Here is a 17,634-nt window from a genome sequence, read left to right on the forward strand (position 1 = left end):
GTTCTTTTACCCAGGCTTCAGTTTCTTCGCTGCGGTCGTCTTCCAACCACATGTAAGGGTCGTTGAGCTCCGTGTCAAAATAGGTGAGGACACAGTCCTTTTTGACCGTTTCCGGATAGGTCACGGGTTTTGCTTTTTTCTCGGGCTGACAAGCGGCCAATGCCAATACTGCCAAACCCGGAATGATTTTCTTCATAGGGTCTTTCAATTGATTCCCTCTAAGATACCCTTTTTAGCGCAGAGGTACTCTGCAATTTGTACTGCATTTGTTGCGGCCCCTTTGCGTAAATTATCAGCTACAACCCACATATTTAGGGTGTTGCGCTGTGTTAAGTCCCGTCGAATTCGGCCGACAAAAACTTCGTCTTTTCCGTGGGCGTTCACCGGCATCGGATAGCGGTTTTCTTCCGGAACATCTTCGACCACTACACCAGGCATGGCTTCGAGCAATTCCCGAACTTCTTCGAGTTGAAAGTCGTTGTAGAATTCCACGTTGACTGCTTCGGAATGACCTCCTGCGGTCGGGATTCGAACCGCGGTGGCTGACACAGAAAAAGTGCGGTCATCCAGGATTTTTTGAGGCTCGCGAGCGAGCTTCATTTCTTCTTTGGTATACCCGCTCTCTTCAAAGACGTCACAGTGAGGTAAAGCGTTTCGGCTAATCGGGTGCGGATACGCTTTTTCTCCTTCGATCCCAGCCGTTTCGTCTTCCAGCTGCTTTACAGCTTTTACCCCTGTTCCTGAAACGGATTGGTAGGTCGAAACCAACACCCTTTTGAGTTTGTATTTCTGGTGCAAGGGATATAGAGCCATGACCAATTGAATGGTAGAGCAATTGGGGTTGGCAATAATTTTGTCATCAGGCCCCAATTCATCTGCATTGATTTCGGGAACGACGAGTTTTTTAGTGGGATCCATTCGCCAGGCGGAGGAGTTGTCGATGACCGTTGTGCCCACTTCGGCAAACTTCGGGGCCCACTCCAGAGAGGTTCCTCCCCCGGCAGAGAACAGAGCAATGTCTGGTCTGCGCGAAATAGCATCTTCCATCCCTATTACGGGCACCTCTTTTCCTCTAAACGGAAGCGTCTTTCCGATTGACCTTGCCGAAGCAACGGGGAGTAATTCGTCCAACGGAAAATTTCTTTCTTCCAACACCTGGAGCATCACGGTACCGACCATGCCAGTAGCCCCAACAACTGCAACTTTCATAGTTCCTGAATTAAGGGAGTAAAATTAGTCTTCTCTTGCGCCCAAACAACCCTTTTTTGTGATAAATAAAACAACCGCCTACAACGATGGTCATAGGCGGCTTTAAATGAAAGGTGGTGTAGCGGTTGGCCGCTGTTGACCAGTATCTTAGCTGTTTTGCTGCTTGAGCAAATCGCGAATTTCGGCAAGCAACTCTTCCTGAGTTGGACCCGCAGGGGCTGCTGGAGCCTCCTCTTCTTTCTTTTGCGTGTTTTCGTAGGCTTTTAAAAACACATAAATGAACAAGCCAACAATGATGAAGTTAATGATGGCCTGGATCAGGTTTCCGTAGGTTAGTACCGCAGCACCGGCTTCTTGGGCCGCTGCGAGGTTTTCGTAAGCTTCCCCATTCAAGGCGATGTACTGTTGAGTAAAGTCCGTTCCCCCGGTAATCACACCAACAATCGGCATGATGATGTCTTTTACGGCGGAGTTGACAATGGTACTGAAGGCCCCGCCAATAACGACAGCCGTGGCCAAGCTAACAATGTCTCCTTTCATTAGAAAGGATTTGAAGTCTTTAAAGAATCCCATAATGATGTGATTTAAATGTTAATGTTTACGGGACGCAAGTTGCTAAAATTTTTTTTATTGTAGGTCTTTTATGACAAAATGTAGACGGATTATCCTGAAAACTAGCGAGTTGAGTCGATGATTTGCCGGGGCACACGGGAAGAAATACCAGTTAGTAATTCATAGGAGATGGTGCCCGCACCACGGGCAAAATCCTCTGCGGAATGCTCCGGTCCGAAGACGATTACCGGGTCTCCTTCTTTGCAATCCAGGCCGGTGACATCGACCATCAACATATCCATACAAACGTTGCCGATGATGGGGGCCAACTGACCTTGAAGCCAGACCTGGCCTTTTCCATGGCCATACTGACGTCCAATACCATCGGCATGACCAAGAGGCAGGGTAGCGATGAGCTGGTAAGCTTCCGCTTTATAAGCCCGGTTGTAGCCCACCGATTCTCCCGGTTCAATTTTATGTAATTGAGAAATCACGGTACGCAAGCGCCCGAGGGGCTTGAGCTCTGCATCAAATTCAGGAGCGTTGCCGTAGCCATAGAGGGCAATACCGGAGCGAACCATTTCGAATTGTGCCTCTGGATAATTCAATATCCCTGAAGAATTCAAGAGGTGTCGCAAGGGTTGGTAGCCCAATTTTTCGACGAGCTCTTTCCCGATCTTTTCGAATTGTTTCAGCTGGGCTTGGGTAAACTCCTTTTCTGCAGGATCATCGGAAGCAGCGAGATGGGAAAGGAGACCTTTAACCTTGGTCGAGCGGGTGTTTTGTAGCAGCTCGTTGACCCGGTCTACATCATTTTCCCAAAAGCCCAAACGATTTAGACCGGTATTGAACTTCAGGTGGATAGGATAGTCGGTTTGTTGCTTTTCTTCTGCTGTTTTTACGAAGGCCCGTAACAAGCGGGGAGAGTAAATACTGGGCTCCAGACAGCGATCAATACAGCGGCTCAGTTGATCGGGCTGAGGGTGCAAGACCAAAATAGGGAGGCGGATTCCGCCATCGCGCAGGGCAATCCCCTCAGAGGTATAGGCAACCGCCAAATAATCCACGCCTTCTTCTTCCAGGGTTTGGGCGATTTTCAGGGCATCGGAGCCGTAGGCAAAGGCCTTGACAACAGCCAGAAATTTGGTCTTTTGCTGTAGACGACTTTTGAGCACCTGCAGGTTGTGCTTCAAAGCGCCTAAATCAATTTCTAAAACCGTGGGGTGCTCTTGACTCAAATCAGGATTCGCTATCGGGGTTAAGTTCTTCGGCATTGACATCCATACCGCCCAGCTTTTCACGCAACATAGCTTTGTAGTAGGCAGCGCGACTCAAGGGCTCGTATTCTTGGGTTTCCCCTAATAAAACCAATTGCTTGTCAGAGGACTTACGGAAGGAGTAGTGGGCCAAGTTCCCCGTGCGGGTACAGACGGCATGAACCTTGGTTACGTACTCTGCGGTGGCCATCAAAGCCGGCATAGGTCCAAAAGGGTTTCCTTTAAAGTCCATATCGAGTCCGGCCACGACTACGCGTACTCCTCGATTTGCCAGGTCATTGCAAACCGTGACAATTTCGTCATCGAAGAATTGGGCTTCATCAATCCCCACCACATCGCAATCATCGGCCAGCAGACGAATATTGGCTGCAGCCGGCACGGGCGTAGAACGGATTTCGTTGGCGTCGTGCGAGATAACAAGGTCTTCGTCATAGCGTACATCCAAAATGGGTTTGAAGATTTCTACCTTGAGTTTGGCGAATTGTGCTCGCTTCAGGCGTCGAATCAGTTCTTCTGTTTTTCCAGAAAACATGGAACCGCATATGACCTCGATCCAGCCGAACTGTTCTTCAGGATTTACGGTATTTTCCAGAAACATAGTGTACTTTTGAAGGGTAGGGAAAGGATTCTCTCCTCTCCCAAAAGTAGTAAAATAAGGAGGGCAGAAACAGGGCAGATTTAACCTTTTCTTGGAAACCCTTCTCCACAATAGATTGTACCTTGTAAAAAAGTAGAGGTCATGCAAAAAAAAGTCAAAGAAGAATTACGCCGATTAAGCCAGCGGATTGCCAGCAATCTCGATACGGAATCTGTTGATGAACTCTACGAATCAGCTCGCAAGCTCTACGAAAAACTCGCGGTGCTAAAATACATTGAAGAAAAACTCGATCACATTGAAGTGGATGTGAGCAAGAACGAGATCGCTCAAAAATTTGAGAAATTGGCCAATGCCGTGATGACCGCCAATTCGACGGTGCCCGAAACCAACCCTCACGATGAGGACATCATCATCCCGGGAATGGACACCATCAAGCACATGGTCACCGAGATGAATACCGATGTGGCCATGGACCAACTTTTCTCTGAACTCCTTTCTGCAGGAGAGTTGATGAAAGATGAGCGCACTATCAATGAAGGTGGACTCGCTGCCTCTGTATTGCAAAAACAAACCCGAAAGTTTGCCATTGGGCTAAACGATAAGGTCGCCTTCGTCAACAACCTCTTTGACGAAAGCGAAGAAGACTTCCAGAAAGTGATCCAAAACATTTCGGGATTAGGCTCTGAAGCAGAAGCGCTGGAGTACATCGAGCACAATGTCAAAACAGAATTCAACTGGGAAGGTAAACCGGACTGGGAAGAGCGCTTTAAGGCAGAAGTGAGCCGGGCCTTCCAAATGTAATCATGGGAAAATTGATCCTTGTCCCTACCCCGATCGGGAACTTAGGGGACATCACTTTTCGGGCAGTCGAATGCCTGAGAGAAGCCGATTTGATCTTGGCGGAGGACACCCGTGTCAGCGGAAAACTACTGAAGCACTTCTCGATCGACACCTCTCTGTTGGCCCACCACCAAAATAACGAGCACAGTCAGTTGCCCAAATTGATTCAAAAGATGAAGCAAGGGGCGACCCTGGCCATGGTCAGCGATGCGGGAAGTCCTGGAATCTCGGACCCCGGATTTTTACTCACCCGGGCCTGTATTGAAGAGGGGATTGAGGTGGAAGCCTTGCCGGGGCCGACTGCTTTTGTGCCGGCCTTAGTGCAAAGTGGTCTGCCCTGCGACCGCTTCGTTTTTGAAGGCTTTTTGCCCCCAAAAAAAGGACGTAAAACGCGGTTGGAAGCCATCGCTTCCGAAAGCCGTACCCTGGTGCTTTATGAATCGCCCCATAAACTCTTAAAAACCTTGGGGCATCTAATTGAATTCCTCGGAGAGGAACGTCAGATTTCGGTGAGCCGTGAGCTCACCAAACTCCACGAAGAAACCGTGCGAGGTAGCCTGAAGGAAGTGAAAGAACATTTTGAATCCCACGCTCCACGAGGAGAATTCGTGTTGGTGATTGAAGGAAGAGGAAAGGCCTAGACGTGCTTGCCTTTTTCCCAACCGTGCTTGCCTAAATACTGCAAACCGCTCTCCACCGCCCCGTCTTCGATGGAGGTACCCATAGAGTCATTCCAACGGTTCAAGTAGCCAAATAAAGAGATAACACCCAACATTTCGACAATTTCTCCTTCGTCCCAGTGCTCGTATAGGCGGTCTTTGATCTCTTGATCCACGGCATTCGGGACCTGTGAAGCAACCAAAGAGAAGTCAAGGGCGGCTCTCTCGGCTTCTGAAAAAGCCGGATGTGTACGGTATTCCCAAATGTTGTCGAGCTGTTCTTGCTCCGCTCCGTAACGCTCTGCCGCTCGAATGGCATGGGCCTGACAATAACGACAGCCGGTGGAATTGCTGCTCACCCAGGCGATCATTCTTTTAAGGGCTGAAGTGACACGCCCTTCGTTGGCCATCACCGCCTTGTTGAGGTTGATAAAGGCTTTGGAAATGGCAGGTCTTCGCTGCATGGTCAAAACAGAATTCGGGCAAAAACCGAGGGTCTCGTTAAAGAATTCGGCGAGTTCTCTTGTTTCCGGATCGTGGTCAGGAGAAAGAGGGGTTACTAAGGGCATTTTCGTAGTTTTAGGGTTTTATCGAAGAACAAGAAACAAAAAATAAGCGGATGACGAATCGTGTATCGACCGAATGGAAAGGCGGGATGGCTTTTGAAAGTAACAACCCCTCGGGTTTGACAATCCGGATTGATGCCGGGGAAGAAAATGGCGGCTCAGATGACGGCCTGAGACCCAAGGCCTTGATGCTTTCGTCCTTGGCCGGATGCAGCGGACTGGACGTGGCCTCTCTGATTGAGAAAATGAAACTCGAGGTGGATCGATTTCATATAGAGACCATCGCCAACCTCACCGATGAACATCCCAAGTACTACGATAAAGTTGTGGTGGAGTACCACTTCCACGGTTCTAACCTGAACGAAGCCAAACTGCAAAGAGCTGTGGATCTTTCGATCGAAAAGTACTGCGGAGTCATGGAGATGTTCCGTCGTTTTGCAGAATTGGAACTCAAGACGATTTTTCACACCGACTAGGGCCTATGCGCTGGATTCTTAAATCACCCCCCAAGCCTGAGGAGGTAAGCGCTTTGCAAAAAGAATTAGGCCCCAAAGTATCTCCCCTCGTTTCGGAACTCCTGGTTCAACGAGGCATCCGAACCCTGGAAGAAGCTAAAGGTTTCTTTCGCGCTTCCCTGGATGAACTACACGATCCCTTCATGATGAAAGATATGGACCGGGCGGTGCAACGGGTCGCGGAGGCCATTGAAAAAGGGCAGCGTATCCTGGTGTATGGGGATTACGATGTAGACGGGACGACGGCGGTTGCCTGATGTACACCTTTCTTCGGTCACACAGCCCAGAGATCGCCACCTACATTCCTGATCGGTACAAGGAGGGCTATGGGCTCTCTTTAAGGGGAATTGACTTTGCACAGGACAATGGTTTTGAACTGATCATCGCCCTAGATTGTGGAATTAAGGCCATAGAACAGGTGCGCTACGCCAAGGAACGGGGGATTGATATTGTCATCTGTGATCACCACCGCCCCGGGCCCGAATTGCCCGAAGCGGCGGCTATTCTTAACCCCAAACGAAGCGATTGTGCGTATCCATACAAGGAACTCTGTGGATGCGGAGTGGGCTATAAATTGGCTCAGGCCTTGACAACCCATTACGGCCAAATGCCATCGACCACCAACCCCTTATTGGACTTGGTGGCTACAGCGGTAGCTGCTGATATCGTTCCGGTTACGGGCGAAAACCGCATCCTGGCTACCTTTGGTCTCTTGCAGTTGAATAAGGAAGGAAGGCCCGGAATCCGCGCCCTGCTGAAGAACAGGAATAAAGAAGAGTACCAGCTTTCGGACCTGGTTTTTTCGGTTGCTCCTCGGATTAATGCAGCAGGCCGTATGTTACACGGGAGCAGGGCGGTTGACCTGCTCAGTTCAGAGGACCCTCAAGTGGTGGAATCCCTGGCGGAAGAAATAGAACAGCTCAACCAAAACCGGAGAGAAACCGAAAAGCAAAACACGGATGAGGCCCTGGCTTTTATTGAAGAAAAGGGCTTACAGGACCAATGCTCTACCGTAGTCTATCAGGAAAACTGGCACAAAGGAGTGATCGGAATTGTGGCTTCCCGCCTGATGGAGCACCACTACAGACCTACGGTGGTCTTTACTCAATCCCAAGGAAAGTGGGTGGCCTCCGCTCGTTCCATCCCTGGATTTGACCTCTACCAAGGGCTCACAGAATGTGCGGAGCACATAGAGCAGTTTGGCGGCCACACCTTTGCGGCCGGGCTGACCGTATTACCCGAAAAACTTCCGGCCTTTATCGAACGATTCGAAGCAGTGGTTCAGGAGCACTTGGGCACCGAAAAACAAGAACCCGAGCTGCATATTGATAAAGAAGTACAGCTCGAAGAGCTCACCCCATCCTTTTACCAAATATTGAGGCAGTTTGCACCTTTCGGGCCCGAAAACCCTTCTCCTTTATTCAGCAGCCGAGGCCTGACAGATACCGGTCGATCCCGCAAGGTTGGACAGGACCAAACCCATTTAAAGGCTGAGTTTAATCAGAACGGTACCCTCTTTGGCGGAATCGGTTTTTCGCTCGCAGATCGCCTTTCGGACATGGCGGATCAACAAGCCGTGGATGTGGTCTTTTCGTTAGAAGAAAATCAATGGCAAGGCAGAACCAGCCTTCAGTTAGAGATCAAGGATTTACGCCCTTCCGGTAAGGACTCTAAACTCAGTGAGGAGCCATCGTAAACGGCATAGGTGAGGTAGACAATCCAATCCCCTAAGTTTACGTAGTCGCTGTTTTCCTTTAGCTGGAGTTGCAGAGGCAGGTGGCGGTGACCAAAGATGAAGTAATCGTAATGGGCTTCTTCCAGTTTGCGTTTTGCGTAGAGAATGAGCCATTCCTTGTCTTCACCTAAAAAACGGGTGTCCGCTTCCCCCGAAATGATTTTGTTATTGACCGAGAGGTGCTGTGCAAGGCGTACTCCCAAGTCGGGATGGAACCAGCGAAAGAGCCACTGGCAAACCTTATTGGTGAAGACTTTTTTCATCAATTTAAAGCCGCGGTCGCCTGGTCCCAGGCCATCGCCATGAGCAACAAAGAAGCGGGTTTCTCCGCAGATAAAAAGCCGAGTCTCATGGTAAACCGGAATGCCCAACTCTTCTTCAAAATACCCGAACATCCAAAGGTCGTGGTTACCGACAAAATAGTGGATGTCGATTCCCTGATCGGCCATTTCGGCCAATTTCCCCAGCACACGCACAAAGCCTTTGGGAACAACCGTCTTGTATTCAAACCAAAAATCAAAGAGGTCACCGACCAGAATGAGTACCTGGCAGTCGGCTTGAATATCAGATAACCATTTAACGAACTGCTTTTCTCTTGGGCGACTACTGGCCAAATCAGGCGCTCCCAAGTGGTTGTCACTGGCAAAATAAATCTTCTTCCCCGGTTGAAGTGCAGGCAGTTGGATGGTCTCCATGGCCGCTAATTTACTAAGATCATGAGCAGGGTCAAGGAAAGAGCTCCTTAAATTGAACCGCTTTCTCGCTTTCAGCCGAAATTCTAGCCGCTTCGAGAATCTGAACCACCCGCAGGTTATTTTCGAGAGAAGCCAAACCGTAGGCTTCGATCTCATGACCTTCTTTCAATACTTGTACGAAATAGGCAAAGGGATCCTGAAAGAAGGCAGCGTGGGGTTGGGCGTCTTTGGTTTGAGGCCCCTCTTTTTCAGGGGAGGATGCTTCCTGCTTCTCCACGGACTTGGGTTTACAATTGAAAAGGGTTAATGCCACAAAAGCGAGCACAAAAACCCGAAGGGATAATCCGTTCATTTCTGCTTATTTTCTAAAGCCCTTTAAAGCTTCTTTAGCTTCATCTCCTAAGGCCAGTTGACCGCTTTGACTCGCCCGCTCAAACAGCAGGGGGTCCCAGGATTCTGTTCCTGACCAGAGGGCTTGCTTTAGTTTTCGCAAGGCCTCCCCTGAATAGGGGGCCATCTGCGCCAGGTAGTCTTCCAGCCCCTGGTCCAGCTCAGCGATATTTTCAAAAACTTTTTGGTAGAGGCCATTCTCTTTAGCCCAGTAGGCGTTTTGCCAATGCTTTGGATCCAAAGAAAGGGTCGCGAGTCCTGCTGCCCCAAGCTTACGGCGCACGGCTGGGGCGATAACCAACGGGGCAATGCCAATGGCCACCTCCGAAAGGCGTACCGAGGCCGCTTCCGTGGCGAGCACATAATCACAGGCAGCAATTAGTCCAACCCCACCGCCAACAGCTTTACCCTGTACACGTCCAATCACGGGTTGTGGGCAATTGCGCAAGGCTTGCAACACATGGGCAAATCCGCTAAAGAAGGCAGTCCCTTCTTCAGGGGTAGAAATGGCCAATAGTTCGTCAAAGGAGGCCCCGGCACAAAATGCTCGATCTCCTTCGGAGCGCAAAACGACCAGTTTTACCTCTGGGTTTAAGGCGATGTCTTCTAAGCCTTTGGCCAGTCGAGCCAAGAGTTCGGACGGAAAAGAATTACTCGCCGGGTGCCCGAATTCAAAATGGGCAACCCCCTGATCGATTTTGGTATACAAGCTACCCTGGGTGCGTTCTGTTGTACTCATGAATTGTATGCGGTCTTACTCAAATGTACGCTTTTAATGGGGCTGAGCCAATGGGCGGTACCTCCTCCAAAAATGAATCCCCAAGGCACTCCCCCGGATAAACATCCAGCCTAAAAAGGCGATCCAAATACTATAGATGCCCCAACCCATGTCCAAACCGAAATAGAGCAAAGGAATGAATCCGAGCCCTGTAGCGGCCAGCAGTACATTGCGTAGAAATTTCATTTCGCCCATGCCCTTGTACAAACCGTCGTACACAAAGGCCATGGTATTGAATGGCAGCCCAACAAGTACTAGGAAGAAGATGGAGGCGAAGGTTTCTAAGACTTCCGCATTACTGGAGAAGAGCTCGCCTATCGAGCTGTAAAAGAGAAAGCCCAAGCCCGCCAAGGGTAGGCTAACCAAAAATCCATAGAGTAAAATCTTCTTAGCGAGCTCCAAAAGGTTGGCGTAGTTTTTTGCACCCAGAAATCGCCCCCCCATACTGTTGCCGGCCGCGCCGTAGCCGTCAATAAAGAAGGCGGCAAACAGCCAGAGGTTTATGGCGATGGTGTGAGCGCCAATATAGCGGTCGCCCAAGGCGGTTGCCTCTCGTACAGCCAGCATCAAGGCGGCATTGAGGGCGATGGTGCGCACAAAAAGGTTGGCACTCATGGCCACAATTCTTCGCATTTCACGGTGGATAGGAAACTTCAAGCGCAGAGGAATGGGCGTGTGGCGGCGGATAAAGAAAAAGACCAACAAGGCCATGACGGCCTGAGCGATGAGGCTAGCATAGGCAGCACCCTCCAGATACATCGCGGGCAGAACGCCTTCAATTCCGTAGATAAAGACATAATCGAGCCCGATATTGACCAAGGTGCCGATCAGAGCGATGACCATGGGGTAAAAGGTGTTCTGTAATCCTCGAAAAACCCCAAATAGGGCATAAGTGAAGAGCGTCAGAGGCATCCCCCAGACCCGAATGGAATAGTAGCTCACCGAATAATCCAGGACCAAACCATCAGCTTCAAACAAAGCAAATAACGGCCGGGCAAAGGGCAGAGTAGTAACAATAACAAGAACAGAAAGCAGGACATTGAAAAAAATAGCCTGCGCAGGTAGGCGGTTCACTTCGTCCAGTTTTCCGGCTCCCAAGTACTGAGAAAGGATGGCCGAAATTGAACTGCGGGTTTGCCCAAGCACCCAGATTAACATCGAAAGAAAGGCCCCGACAATGCCTGCAGCCGCTAAAGACTCCACATCGTTTTCGGGGATGTTCCCGACCATGGCGGTATCGGTAATCGAGAGCAAAGGCTCCGCAATCCCGGAGATGGTGGCAGGAATCGCCAGTCGGTTGATGCTCTTAAAGTTGACCTCCTTTTTCACTGCTGCAAAGGTAGCGCCTAAAGCAGGAGTTCAAAACAGTGAAAGGGGTGTGTGCTCTGTTTCGGAAAAAAGACGTCAGCTCTTTGCTGGTATCCACGAGCTTTGTAAAAGCGGATATTCCGGGGATTCTGAGAAAATGTGTCGAGGCGAACGGAAGCACAGCCTTGTTTCTTGCCGTAATTTTCTGCAAAATCCATCAATTGCCGTGCGACGCCTTTTCCCTGTTGCTCAGGATCTACACAGAGCCGGTGCACATAGAGGTGTTTGGTGTCTGGGCCTAACCACTCAATGGGTTTGTATTCTTCGTCTTTGGTAAAGGAAAGGGTAACCGATCCAATGATTTTTTGGTCCTGCTCAATAACAAAAAGCTCCTCCATTTCCAGATCGTACTCAAAGGCTGTTCGGGAGGGGTAGTGTTCATTCCACTGCTCTATCCCCCTACTGGACATGTCCCTTGCACAGGCCTGGGTGATGGCCATAATCTCGTTTATTTCAGCTATTTTTGGTCGTCGAATCATTGAATCAAATGCTTATTCAGCAAATGTAATTCAATACGATCTAGCAACGCGATGAACAACATACTCGTACCCTTGGGCACAGCCCTGATTCTAACTTTACCCTACAATACGCCATAGATTTTGCCGCTGATTTTGGGGCCAAAGTTTTTTTAATGGATGTTTTTTCTGCTCCTGGATCGGCCGGTCTGCGCAATGTCAGTGCAACGGTTAACCAAAACACCAAAGAGCAGCTCAAAGAAATCATTGCCAAGGTAGATCAGAAGGGGGTAGAAATCAATCTGGCGACCTATCAGGGCGACTTGGCTGATGGATTAATCGAACTGAATCGCACCCTGGAAATTGATCTGGTCATCCTAAGACCCCAGAGCAATGATATACAGGAGGAACTGTACTTGGGGACGACTTCCGGTAAGATTATAAAGCAGACCAATATTTCGGCCTTAATCGTACCTGTTGGAACAGTTTACAAACCCTTTAGTTCCATTCTAACGGCCTTTAAATCAGGGATTATCAAGCGCAATACCATTTTAAATCCCTTGATCGAAATCATGAATAAGCACCGCTCTAAGGTCAACCTGCTCTTGGTTAAAACCCCGGGTTATACCGAAGAGGACTTGCAGGTAAACACTAGTTTATTGGATTTGAGTGAAGGGCTGCAGATCAGTGAAAATGCGACGACTTACCAAGGGGTATTGGAGCACTTTAAGGACAATGAACCGGATCTGCTTTGTGTGTTCAGACGCAAACGAGGTTTTTTCAAAAAGCTCTGGGAAAAGAACACCATCGGAAAAGAGGAATTCTTTGTTCCTATTCCGGTATTGGTTCTGCGTGTGAATAAGTATTAAAAGTGTGCCATTAGGAAGGGTATTTTTTGATACTTTCCGAAAATTTTGGTTCCTTTGTTATCCCTTTTTTTGGAGGGGATTTATTGAAATAAGGGGGATTAGCTCAGCTGGCTAGAGCGCTTGCATGGCATGCAAGAGGTCACCGGTTCGACTCCGGTATTCTCCACCAACCCTAGCCCGTTTGTAAGAACGGGCTTTTTTGTAAGCAAGAGTTATGGATTTTACATCGCGCAAAGACCTCAAGGAGTTGGTCGTCTACATCACGGGAGGAACCAAAGGAATAGGAAAAGGCATGGCTGAGGTGTTCTTGGTTTACGGAATGCGCGTAGCCATTTCTGGACGCAGCTCAGATCAGGCTAAAAAAGTTGCTCAGGAATTGGGGCTAGAAGACCGGGTTTTGGGGCTGGGTTCCGATGTATCAGATCTTCAACAAGAAGAAGCGGCGGTCCAAAAGATCTTGGACAAATGGGGAAGATTGGATGTGGTTATTGCCAATGCAGGCTTGGGGGTATTTGCCCCGGTGGATCAATTAGACCCTAAGGATTGGAAGGCGATGATGGATACCAATTTAACCGGGGTCTTCCACAGCTTAAAAGCAAGTGTTGAAGCTCTGAAATCCAGTGAAGGCTATTATTTTACTATTGCAAGTTTGGCGGGTACCAACTTCTTTGCCAAAGGTGCGGGCTACAACGCTTCAAAGTTTGGCGTTGTTGGTTTTACCCAAGCGGCCATGTTGGATTTGCGGCCCTACAACATCAAAGTGAGTACCTTGATGCCCGGTTCTGTAGCGAGTGAATTCAACGGAAACACCCCCTCAGAAAAAGATGCTTGGAAAATTCAGCCGGAGGATCTAGGAACTCTAGTTTTGGATCTATTACGAATGCCAGCACGAACCCTTCCAAGTAAGGTCGAAATTCGTCCGTCCAGACCGGACCTAAAATCTTAGGGGTCGAGATTTTCGATAAAGGGAATTTCCGGATCCATGATTTCGTCAATCAAGACGTTTAAAAATACCCGGAAAGCTTCTATCTCTTTTTCCTCTAAACGTACAGAAGTCTTGTTACGTCCCTGCCGCTCAAATAGGCTCTGTAAGCCGGCTCCCTTGTCTTTGATAGGGTAGATACCAACTTGGTCAGGAATGTGCCCTGTGGCGTCCTTGTAGAGGAGCGCGTAACACAGCAGCTGAAACCTCTTTTGGGATTTTTCTTCCCGTAAATCTTCTCCGATCCCTTGATATTCGAGTTCTGAAAGAATTAGTTTTCCGGTTTTATAGTCAGCAATACGAATTTTACCATCGACTTCTTCTACCCGGTCCAAAGTTCCTTTTAACAGCCGAGTTTTCTCTTTATTCAAATGGGTTTTATACTGTTGTTCCAAGGAAAGTACTCGGATACTTTTGGATTCAAGAAGAGCCTTTTCCTGTTCCAGGAAGTGATGGAGGTAACGCTCGATTACTTTTTGAATCAACACGTATTTGCCGCGATGAGTCTCTTGTCCCGGGAGTTCTTCCAAAAGACCGCGTTTTACCAACTGGGGAATATGATCCAGCTCATTTTCGTAAAAGGCCGGGTCCAGGTTTTGGTTAAGTACCGGTTCATATAACCATTCAAGACATTGGTGAACTACATTCCCAAGCAAGCGAGGAGCAAGACCCAGTTCGGTCTGAACAATTTCTGGAATGCGAAGCACATACCGCTTATAGAAATCCAAAGGATTACGGAGGTAGAGACTTAAACTACTCGGCGAAAACCCTTCTTCAGCGTACTGTTGGAGTCTAACAAGCAGCCCTGGAGATTTTTTGATTTTTATGGCTAGAGGGCGGTGAATTTGAACGGGAGAAGCCAGGGATTCTTCTTCAACAGTATGTGCAGGCATAGGCTCAGCAAGTAGTTGCTGTATAAAGCGACTAGGTTCTCCTCCCATCAGGGCGTCGGTCGGAGCACTGTAGACCAATTCAATATTTTGAGACCATTGCAAAACGCGGTAAAAGTGGTAGGTAAAAAGGGCGTCTTTTTCTTTGGTAGTGGGTAGGCCATAATGCTTTTGTAATTCATACGGAATGACGCTTTGCCCGATTTCTCCTTTGGGTAAAATTCCTTCGTTTAGAGAGGTAATCATGACCTCTCTAAACGCCAGGTTTCTGCTTTCCAAAATTCCCATGAGTTGGGTGCCTTCAAAGGGATTTCCGATAAAATCAAGGCTGGCCTGGCGGACACTTTGGGCGAATAAGGCGTATACAGTCATGCTGTCTTTTAGAAAGGGATACTGCTCGCAATGCAATCGGGTTTCTTCCAACAAGCGCAAAAGCAGTCCAAGGGATTGGTGGTCGCCAGCAGTATTGAGGTCGACTTGCGGCAAGAAGTCCAATAGATTTTGTAAAAATGAAAGGGGTTCAAAGCGCTCTGCTCTGAAAATTTCTTCAGGTAAAACGAATTGAGCAAGTAGAGCACTTAAGGACTCTGCATTGAGACGTTCAGGCAAATTGAGGAGTCCAATTCGCTGAAGGGAAGACTCCGGGATACCCTTATAGCGTAAATACGCAGAAAGTCTGGGATGCGCAGTGGCCGCTCGCAGGTCTGAACTGAGCCATCCTTCATCGGTTCGGCGAATTTCGAGTTGCCAGATCAGGTCAAGGGCTTGATACAGCTGTTGTTCCTTCAAGGGCAGTCCCATGGTTATGTTCAAGGTCTCTACTTGGTCCGGGATGCATTGTAAGAGGGGAGGCAGGAGCTCTTCATCGGCTAAAATAAGGGCAGCAGAATCACTTTCTCTTTTACTTTTCAGCCATTCCCCTGCATAATGCGCTTGGGTGGTGGGGTGAGGCAACTGTGATATGCGGATTTTTTTAGCTTCCTGGTACTTTTCGTGCAGCCCTAGTACGGGATGGTCTTTGTAGTAGGGCCACTGCTGGGTATAGGCACGTATAAATAGTCCCGCATCGTGGTAGTCCTGGTCCAGAAAGAGCCGATCGATATCCCAGTACAGGTGTGTAGTTCGTTCTTCCAAAAGAAATTGAAACAGCTTGGATTCTGAGGTACTCAAGGCGTTGAAACCCAAAAGAACATAAGAGGTGTTGGTCTTAATATTCTGGGTAGCACGAAGCTCTGAGGCCTCTCTAAATAAAGCTCCGGAATACCCTTGAGCTTTGTCTGCCAACTGCTTATTGAGCTGATTGTACAGAGGAAAGAGCAAAGCGCAGAATGCCAGGTGTTGATCTATAAGAGGAGTCGAATCTCCAGAAGGATCCCAGCGTTTGATTCGTTCAAGTTCAGTTAGTTGCTCGAACAACTCCTCTGCAGGAACGCGGTATCGATCAATTTGATCAAAATCAGACAGCAAACCGGGTGCCCATGTCATAAAGGTTTGAAAAGGAACCCATTCTGATTCGGTTTGGATGATCCGATAGGCTTCGAATAGCTCGAGTAATAGGGATGAAGAAGAAGGACTTTGCTTTTGGCACAGTTCGGCTACCCATTCGGTTAGGGTATAGACGGGAGGGGAGAATAAGGCTCGCTTTGAAAGCTGCCCAATGGTTCTTTTGAGTTGAATGGCCGTACGTTGACTGGGAACGATAAAGGTGCATTCTTCCGCGGCAAGGTCTCGCTTTTGCAGATCTTCCAGAACCAGGTGTATAAAGGAATCGGCCATAACAAAAAAGCTCCGCACAAGGCGGAGCTTTTAATATTCTATTGGAGAAGAATTACTTCATCAAGTTGATTTCAACACGACGGTTTTGCTTTCTTCCAGAACGAGTTCTGTTAGTAGCGATTGGTTTTTCTTCACCGTATCCGATAGCAGTCAAACGAGATCCGGAGATTCCTTTCTCGATCAAGAAGTCACGTATAGAGTTAGCGCGCTTCTCAGACAAGCTTTGGTTCAGTTTCTTACTACCGACGCTGTCAGTGTGCCCTTCAACAGTAAATTTAGCGTTAGGGTACTCATTCAAGATTTGAATGATATCAACCATTACAGAAGTAGATTCTGCTTTGATGCTAGCTTTACCAGTATCAAATAAGATTGTACGAGCGTAGTCGTTCAACTGATTCTGTACTTCTTCAGTTACTTCTGGGCATCCATTGTTAGCGACAGTCCCAGCAAGAGCAGGACACATATCGTCTTTGTCTAGTACGCTGTCACCATCCGTATCAGGCCAAGGGCATCCGTTGTTAGCAGCAGGCCCAGCTTCGTTAGGACAAGTATCGTCTTTGTCAGCAACACCGTCACCGTCAGAATCAGGGCATCCACCCATGGACTCAAGACCAGCATCGTTAGGACAAGCATCATCTTTATCAGCAACACCATCACCGTCAGCGTCAGGACAACCGTTCATTTCTTTGGAACCAGCAGCGTTAGGGCAGCTGTCTTTAGAATCTTCGATTCCATCGCCGTCAGCGTCTGGGCATCCGTTGAATGCTTCTAGGCCAGCAACTTCTGGACAAGCGTCGTCTTTGTCGTAGATACCATCACCATCAGTGTCTGTACCACCGAAACGAACACTGATACCCGCCATGTGTTGGAAATGGCTAGGGCTGTAATCTTCGAATACGTGCTTGTATTGAGTTTCAAGAGAAAGACCGATGTTCTCAGAGAACCAAATGTTCATACCAAGACCTCCATTGAAGGTTCCAGCACCGATTTCATCGATCCAGGTATAACCACCACCAATTTGTACGAAGGGGTCAATAGTAGTTTCTTTCAAGATGTTGTACTTAATCGTACCGTCAATTGCGAAATGCGAAAGATCATCGAAAGAAGCGTCTCCTAGGTTTTCAATGCGGTTCAAAGACCCACGAGCACCAACAGAGAATCCATCCCCGATATAACGGCTAACCGATACATAAGAAACAGAAGGTAGAACATTCCAGTGGTCACTTACGTTGAAGAAATCCTCCAAAAAATCTCCACTTTGGAATGGTGTGCGCCAAACTCCTTGAGACTGCTCAGTTCCAGTAGGATATGCATCGATTGCATTAATACCGAAACTAACCTGCCAAGGGTTGTTGGAGTCTTGCGCGTTAGCGTTGCTCAAGCCAAGAACAAGCAGGCTGGCAACAAATAATTTGCTAAGATGTTTCATGTTCAAAATTTTAAGTTTAAGTGTTTATCAGCGACAAATGTAAGTTGTTAA

At 48.3% G+C, this 17,634-nt stretch carries 20 protein-coding genes and 1 tRNA gene; 8 read left to right on the top strand and 13 right to left on the bottom strand.

Annotation, left to right across the window (positions count from 1 at the left end):
• The 5 genes from BST99_RS14705 to BST99_RS11800 all read right to left on the bottom strand — a co-directional run.
• The coding region (locus BST99_RS14705; protein ID WP_245916254.1) for a hypothetical protein at positions 1 to 196 on the bottom strand (196 nt) is incomplete at its 3' end.
• A gap of 8 nt (positions 197 to 204) precedes the next feature.
• On the bottom strand, positions 205 to 1,209 hold the full coding sequence (locus BST99_RS11785) for an aspartate-semialdehyde dehydrogenase (protein ID WP_105001979.1): 1,005 nt from the start codon (positions 1,207 to 1,209) through the stop codon (positions 205 to 207).
• A 147-nt stretch (positions 1,210 to 1,356) separates the two neighbouring features.
• Positions 1,357 to 1,782, bottom strand: coding sequence for a large conductance mechanosensitive channel protein MscL (mscL, locus tag BST99_RS11790; RefSeq protein ID WP_105001980.1), 426 nt, complete (start codon positions 1,780 to 1,782; stop codon positions 1,357 to 1,359).
• A 101-nt stretch (positions 1,783 to 1,883) separates the two neighbouring features.
• The gene (alr, locus tag BST99_RS11795) at positions 1,884 to 3,035 is read right to left on the bottom strand and encodes an alanine racemase (protein ID WP_105001981.1); all 1,152 of its coding nucleotides are present in this window, start codon (positions 3,033 to 3,035) and stop codon (positions 1,884 to 1,886) included.
• Entirely contained in the window at positions 3,001 to 3,636 is a 636-nt protein-coding gene (locus BST99_RS11800; RefSeq protein ID WP_105001982.1) for a thymidine kinase, read from the bottom strand. Before BST99_RS11800 ends, alr begins: the two co-directional genes overlap by 35 nt.
• 141 nt (positions 3,637 to 3,777) lie before the next feature.
• Between BST99_RS11800 and BST99_RS11805 the strand changes: the two genes are divergently transcribed.
• Both BST99_RS11805 and rsmI read left to right on the top strand, forming a co-directional pair.
• Positions 3,778 to 4,437, top strand: coding sequence for a hypothetical protein (locus BST99_RS11805; RefSeq protein ID WP_105001983.1), 660 nt, complete (start codon positions 3,778 to 3,780; stop codon positions 4,435 to 4,437).
• Positions 4,438 to 4,439: 2 nt separating this feature from the next.
• Positions 4,440 to 5,117 carry a 16S rRNA (cytidine(1402)-2'-O)-methyltransferase gene (gene rsmI, locus BST99_RS11810; protein WP_105001984.1) on the top strand — a complete coding sequence of 226 codons (678 nt, stop codon included), beginning with the start codon at positions 4,440 to 4,442 and terminating at the stop codon, positions 5,115 to 5,117.
• On the opposite strand, the gene BST99_RS11815 is transcribed toward rsmI, so the two are convergent.
• The gene (locus tag BST99_RS11815) at positions 5,114 to 5,704 is read right to left on the bottom strand and encodes a carboxymuconolactone decarboxylase family protein (protein ID WP_105001985.1); all 591 of its coding nucleotides are present in this window, start codon (positions 5,702 to 5,704) and stop codon (positions 5,114 to 5,116) included. The two genes, rsmI and BST99_RS11815, sit on opposite strands and share 4 nt — an antisense overlap.
• A gap of 50 nt (positions 5,705 to 5,754) precedes the next feature.
• On the opposite strand from BST99_RS11815, the gene BST99_RS11820 reads away from it, so the two are divergent.
• Genes BST99_RS11820 through recJ form a run of 3 tightly spaced genes read left to right on the top strand, consistent with a single transcriptional unit; the run spans position 5,755 to position 7,912 of the window.
• The gene (locus BST99_RS11820) at positions 5,755 to 6,177 is read left to right on the top strand and encodes an OsmC family protein (RefSeq protein ID WP_105001986.1); all 423 of its coding nucleotides are present in this window, start codon (positions 5,755 to 5,757) and stop codon (positions 6,175 to 6,177) included.
• A gap of 5 nt (positions 6,178 to 6,182) precedes the next feature.
• Positions 6,183 to 6,473, top strand: a complete 291-nt coding sequence (locus tag BST99_RS15040) for a hypothetical protein (protein WP_317046168.1) — start codon at positions 6,183 to 6,185, stop codon at positions 6,471 to 6,473.
• Positions 6,473 to 7,912, top strand: a complete 1,440-nt coding sequence (gene recJ, locus BST99_RS11825) for a single-stranded-DNA-specific exonuclease RecJ (RefSeq protein ID WP_317046169.1) — start codon at positions 6,473 to 6,475, stop codon at positions 7,910 to 7,912. Before BST99_RS15040 ends, recJ begins: the two co-directional genes overlap by 1 nt.
• Here recJ and BST99_RS11830 read toward each other — a convergent pair.
• From BST99_RS11830 to BST99_RS11850, 5 genes are read right to left on the bottom strand one after another with little or no spacing between them, the layout of a single operon-like run.
• Positions 7,846 to 8,646 carry a UDP-2,3-diacylglucosamine diphosphatase gene (locus BST99_RS11830; RefSeq protein ID WP_105001987.1) on the bottom strand — a complete coding sequence of 267 codons (801 nt, stop codon included), beginning with the start codon at positions 8,644 to 8,646 and terminating at the stop codon, positions 7,846 to 7,848. The two genes, recJ and BST99_RS11830, sit on opposite strands and share 67 nt — an antisense overlap.
• 31 nt (positions 8,647 to 8,677) lie before the next feature.
• Complete coding sequence (locus BST99_RS11835; protein WP_105001988.1) at positions 8,678 to 8,998, bottom strand: hypothetical protein; 321 nt, start codon at positions 8,996 to 8,998, stop codon at positions 8,678 to 8,680.
• 6 nt (positions 8,999 to 9,004) lie between these two features.
• The gene (locus BST99_RS11840; RefSeq protein ID WP_105001989.1) at positions 9,005 to 9,775 is read right to left on the bottom strand and encodes an enoyl-CoA hydratase/isomerase family protein; all 771 of its coding nucleotides are present in this window, start codon (positions 9,773 to 9,775) and stop codon (positions 9,005 to 9,007) included.
• Positions 9,776 to 9,808: 33 nt separating this feature from the next.
• Positions 9,809 to 11,143, bottom strand: coding sequence for an MATE family efflux transporter (locus BST99_RS11845; protein ID WP_105001990.1), 1,335 nt, complete (start codon positions 11,141 to 11,143; stop codon positions 9,809 to 9,811).
• A 17-nt stretch (positions 11,144 to 11,160) separates the two neighbouring features.
• Entirely contained in the window at positions 11,161 to 11,661 is a 501-nt protein-coding gene (locus tag BST99_RS11850) for a GNAT family N-acetyltransferase (RefSeq protein ID WP_105001991.1), read from the bottom strand.
• Positions 11,662 to 11,774: 113 nt separating this feature from the next.
• Here BST99_RS11850 and BST99_RS11855 point away from each other — a divergent pair, with 113 nt between their 5' ends.
• The 3 genes from BST99_RS11855 to BST99_RS11865 all read left to right on the top strand — a co-directional run bounded on the left by BST99_RS11855 (position 11,775) and on the right by BST99_RS11865 (position 13,452).
• Positions 11,775 to 12,506, top strand: a complete 732-nt coding sequence (locus BST99_RS11855; RefSeq protein ID WP_317046190.1) for a universal stress protein — start codon at positions 11,775 to 11,777, stop codon at positions 12,504 to 12,506.
• 92 nt (positions 12,507 to 12,598) lie between these two features.
• Positions 12,599 to 12,675: transfer RNA gene (locus BST99_RS11860), tRNA-Ala, on the top strand.
• Positions 12,676 to 12,720: 45 nt separating this feature from the next.
• A complete protein-coding gene (locus BST99_RS11865) occupies positions 12,721 to 13,452 on the top strand; it encodes an SDR family oxidoreductase (protein ID WP_105001992.1) in 732 nt (243 codons plus the stop codon).
• On the opposite strand, the gene BST99_RS11870 is transcribed toward BST99_RS11865, so the two are convergent.
• On the bottom strand, positions 13,449 to 16,172 hold the full coding sequence (locus BST99_RS11870) for a PD-(D/E)XK nuclease family protein (protein WP_146106294.1): 2,724 nt from the start codon (positions 16,170 to 16,172) through the stop codon (positions 13,449 to 13,451). The genes BST99_RS11865 and BST99_RS11870 overlap by 4 nt on opposite strands.
• Positions 16,173 to 16,206: 34 nt before the next feature.
• The gene (locus BST99_RS11875) at positions 16,207 to 17,583 is read right to left on the bottom strand and encodes an OmpA family protein (protein WP_105001994.1); all 1,377 of its coding nucleotides are present in this window, start codon (positions 17,581 to 17,583) and stop codon (positions 16,207 to 16,209) included.
• Between the last annotated feature and the right edge of the window lie 51 nt (positions 17,584 to 17,634).

It is taken from the genome of Aureicoccus marinus, assembly GCF_002954325.1.
Classification (GTDB): domain Bacteria; phylum Bacteroidota; class Bacteroidia; order Flavobacteriales; family Flavobacteriaceae; genus Aureicoccus; species Aureicoccus marinus.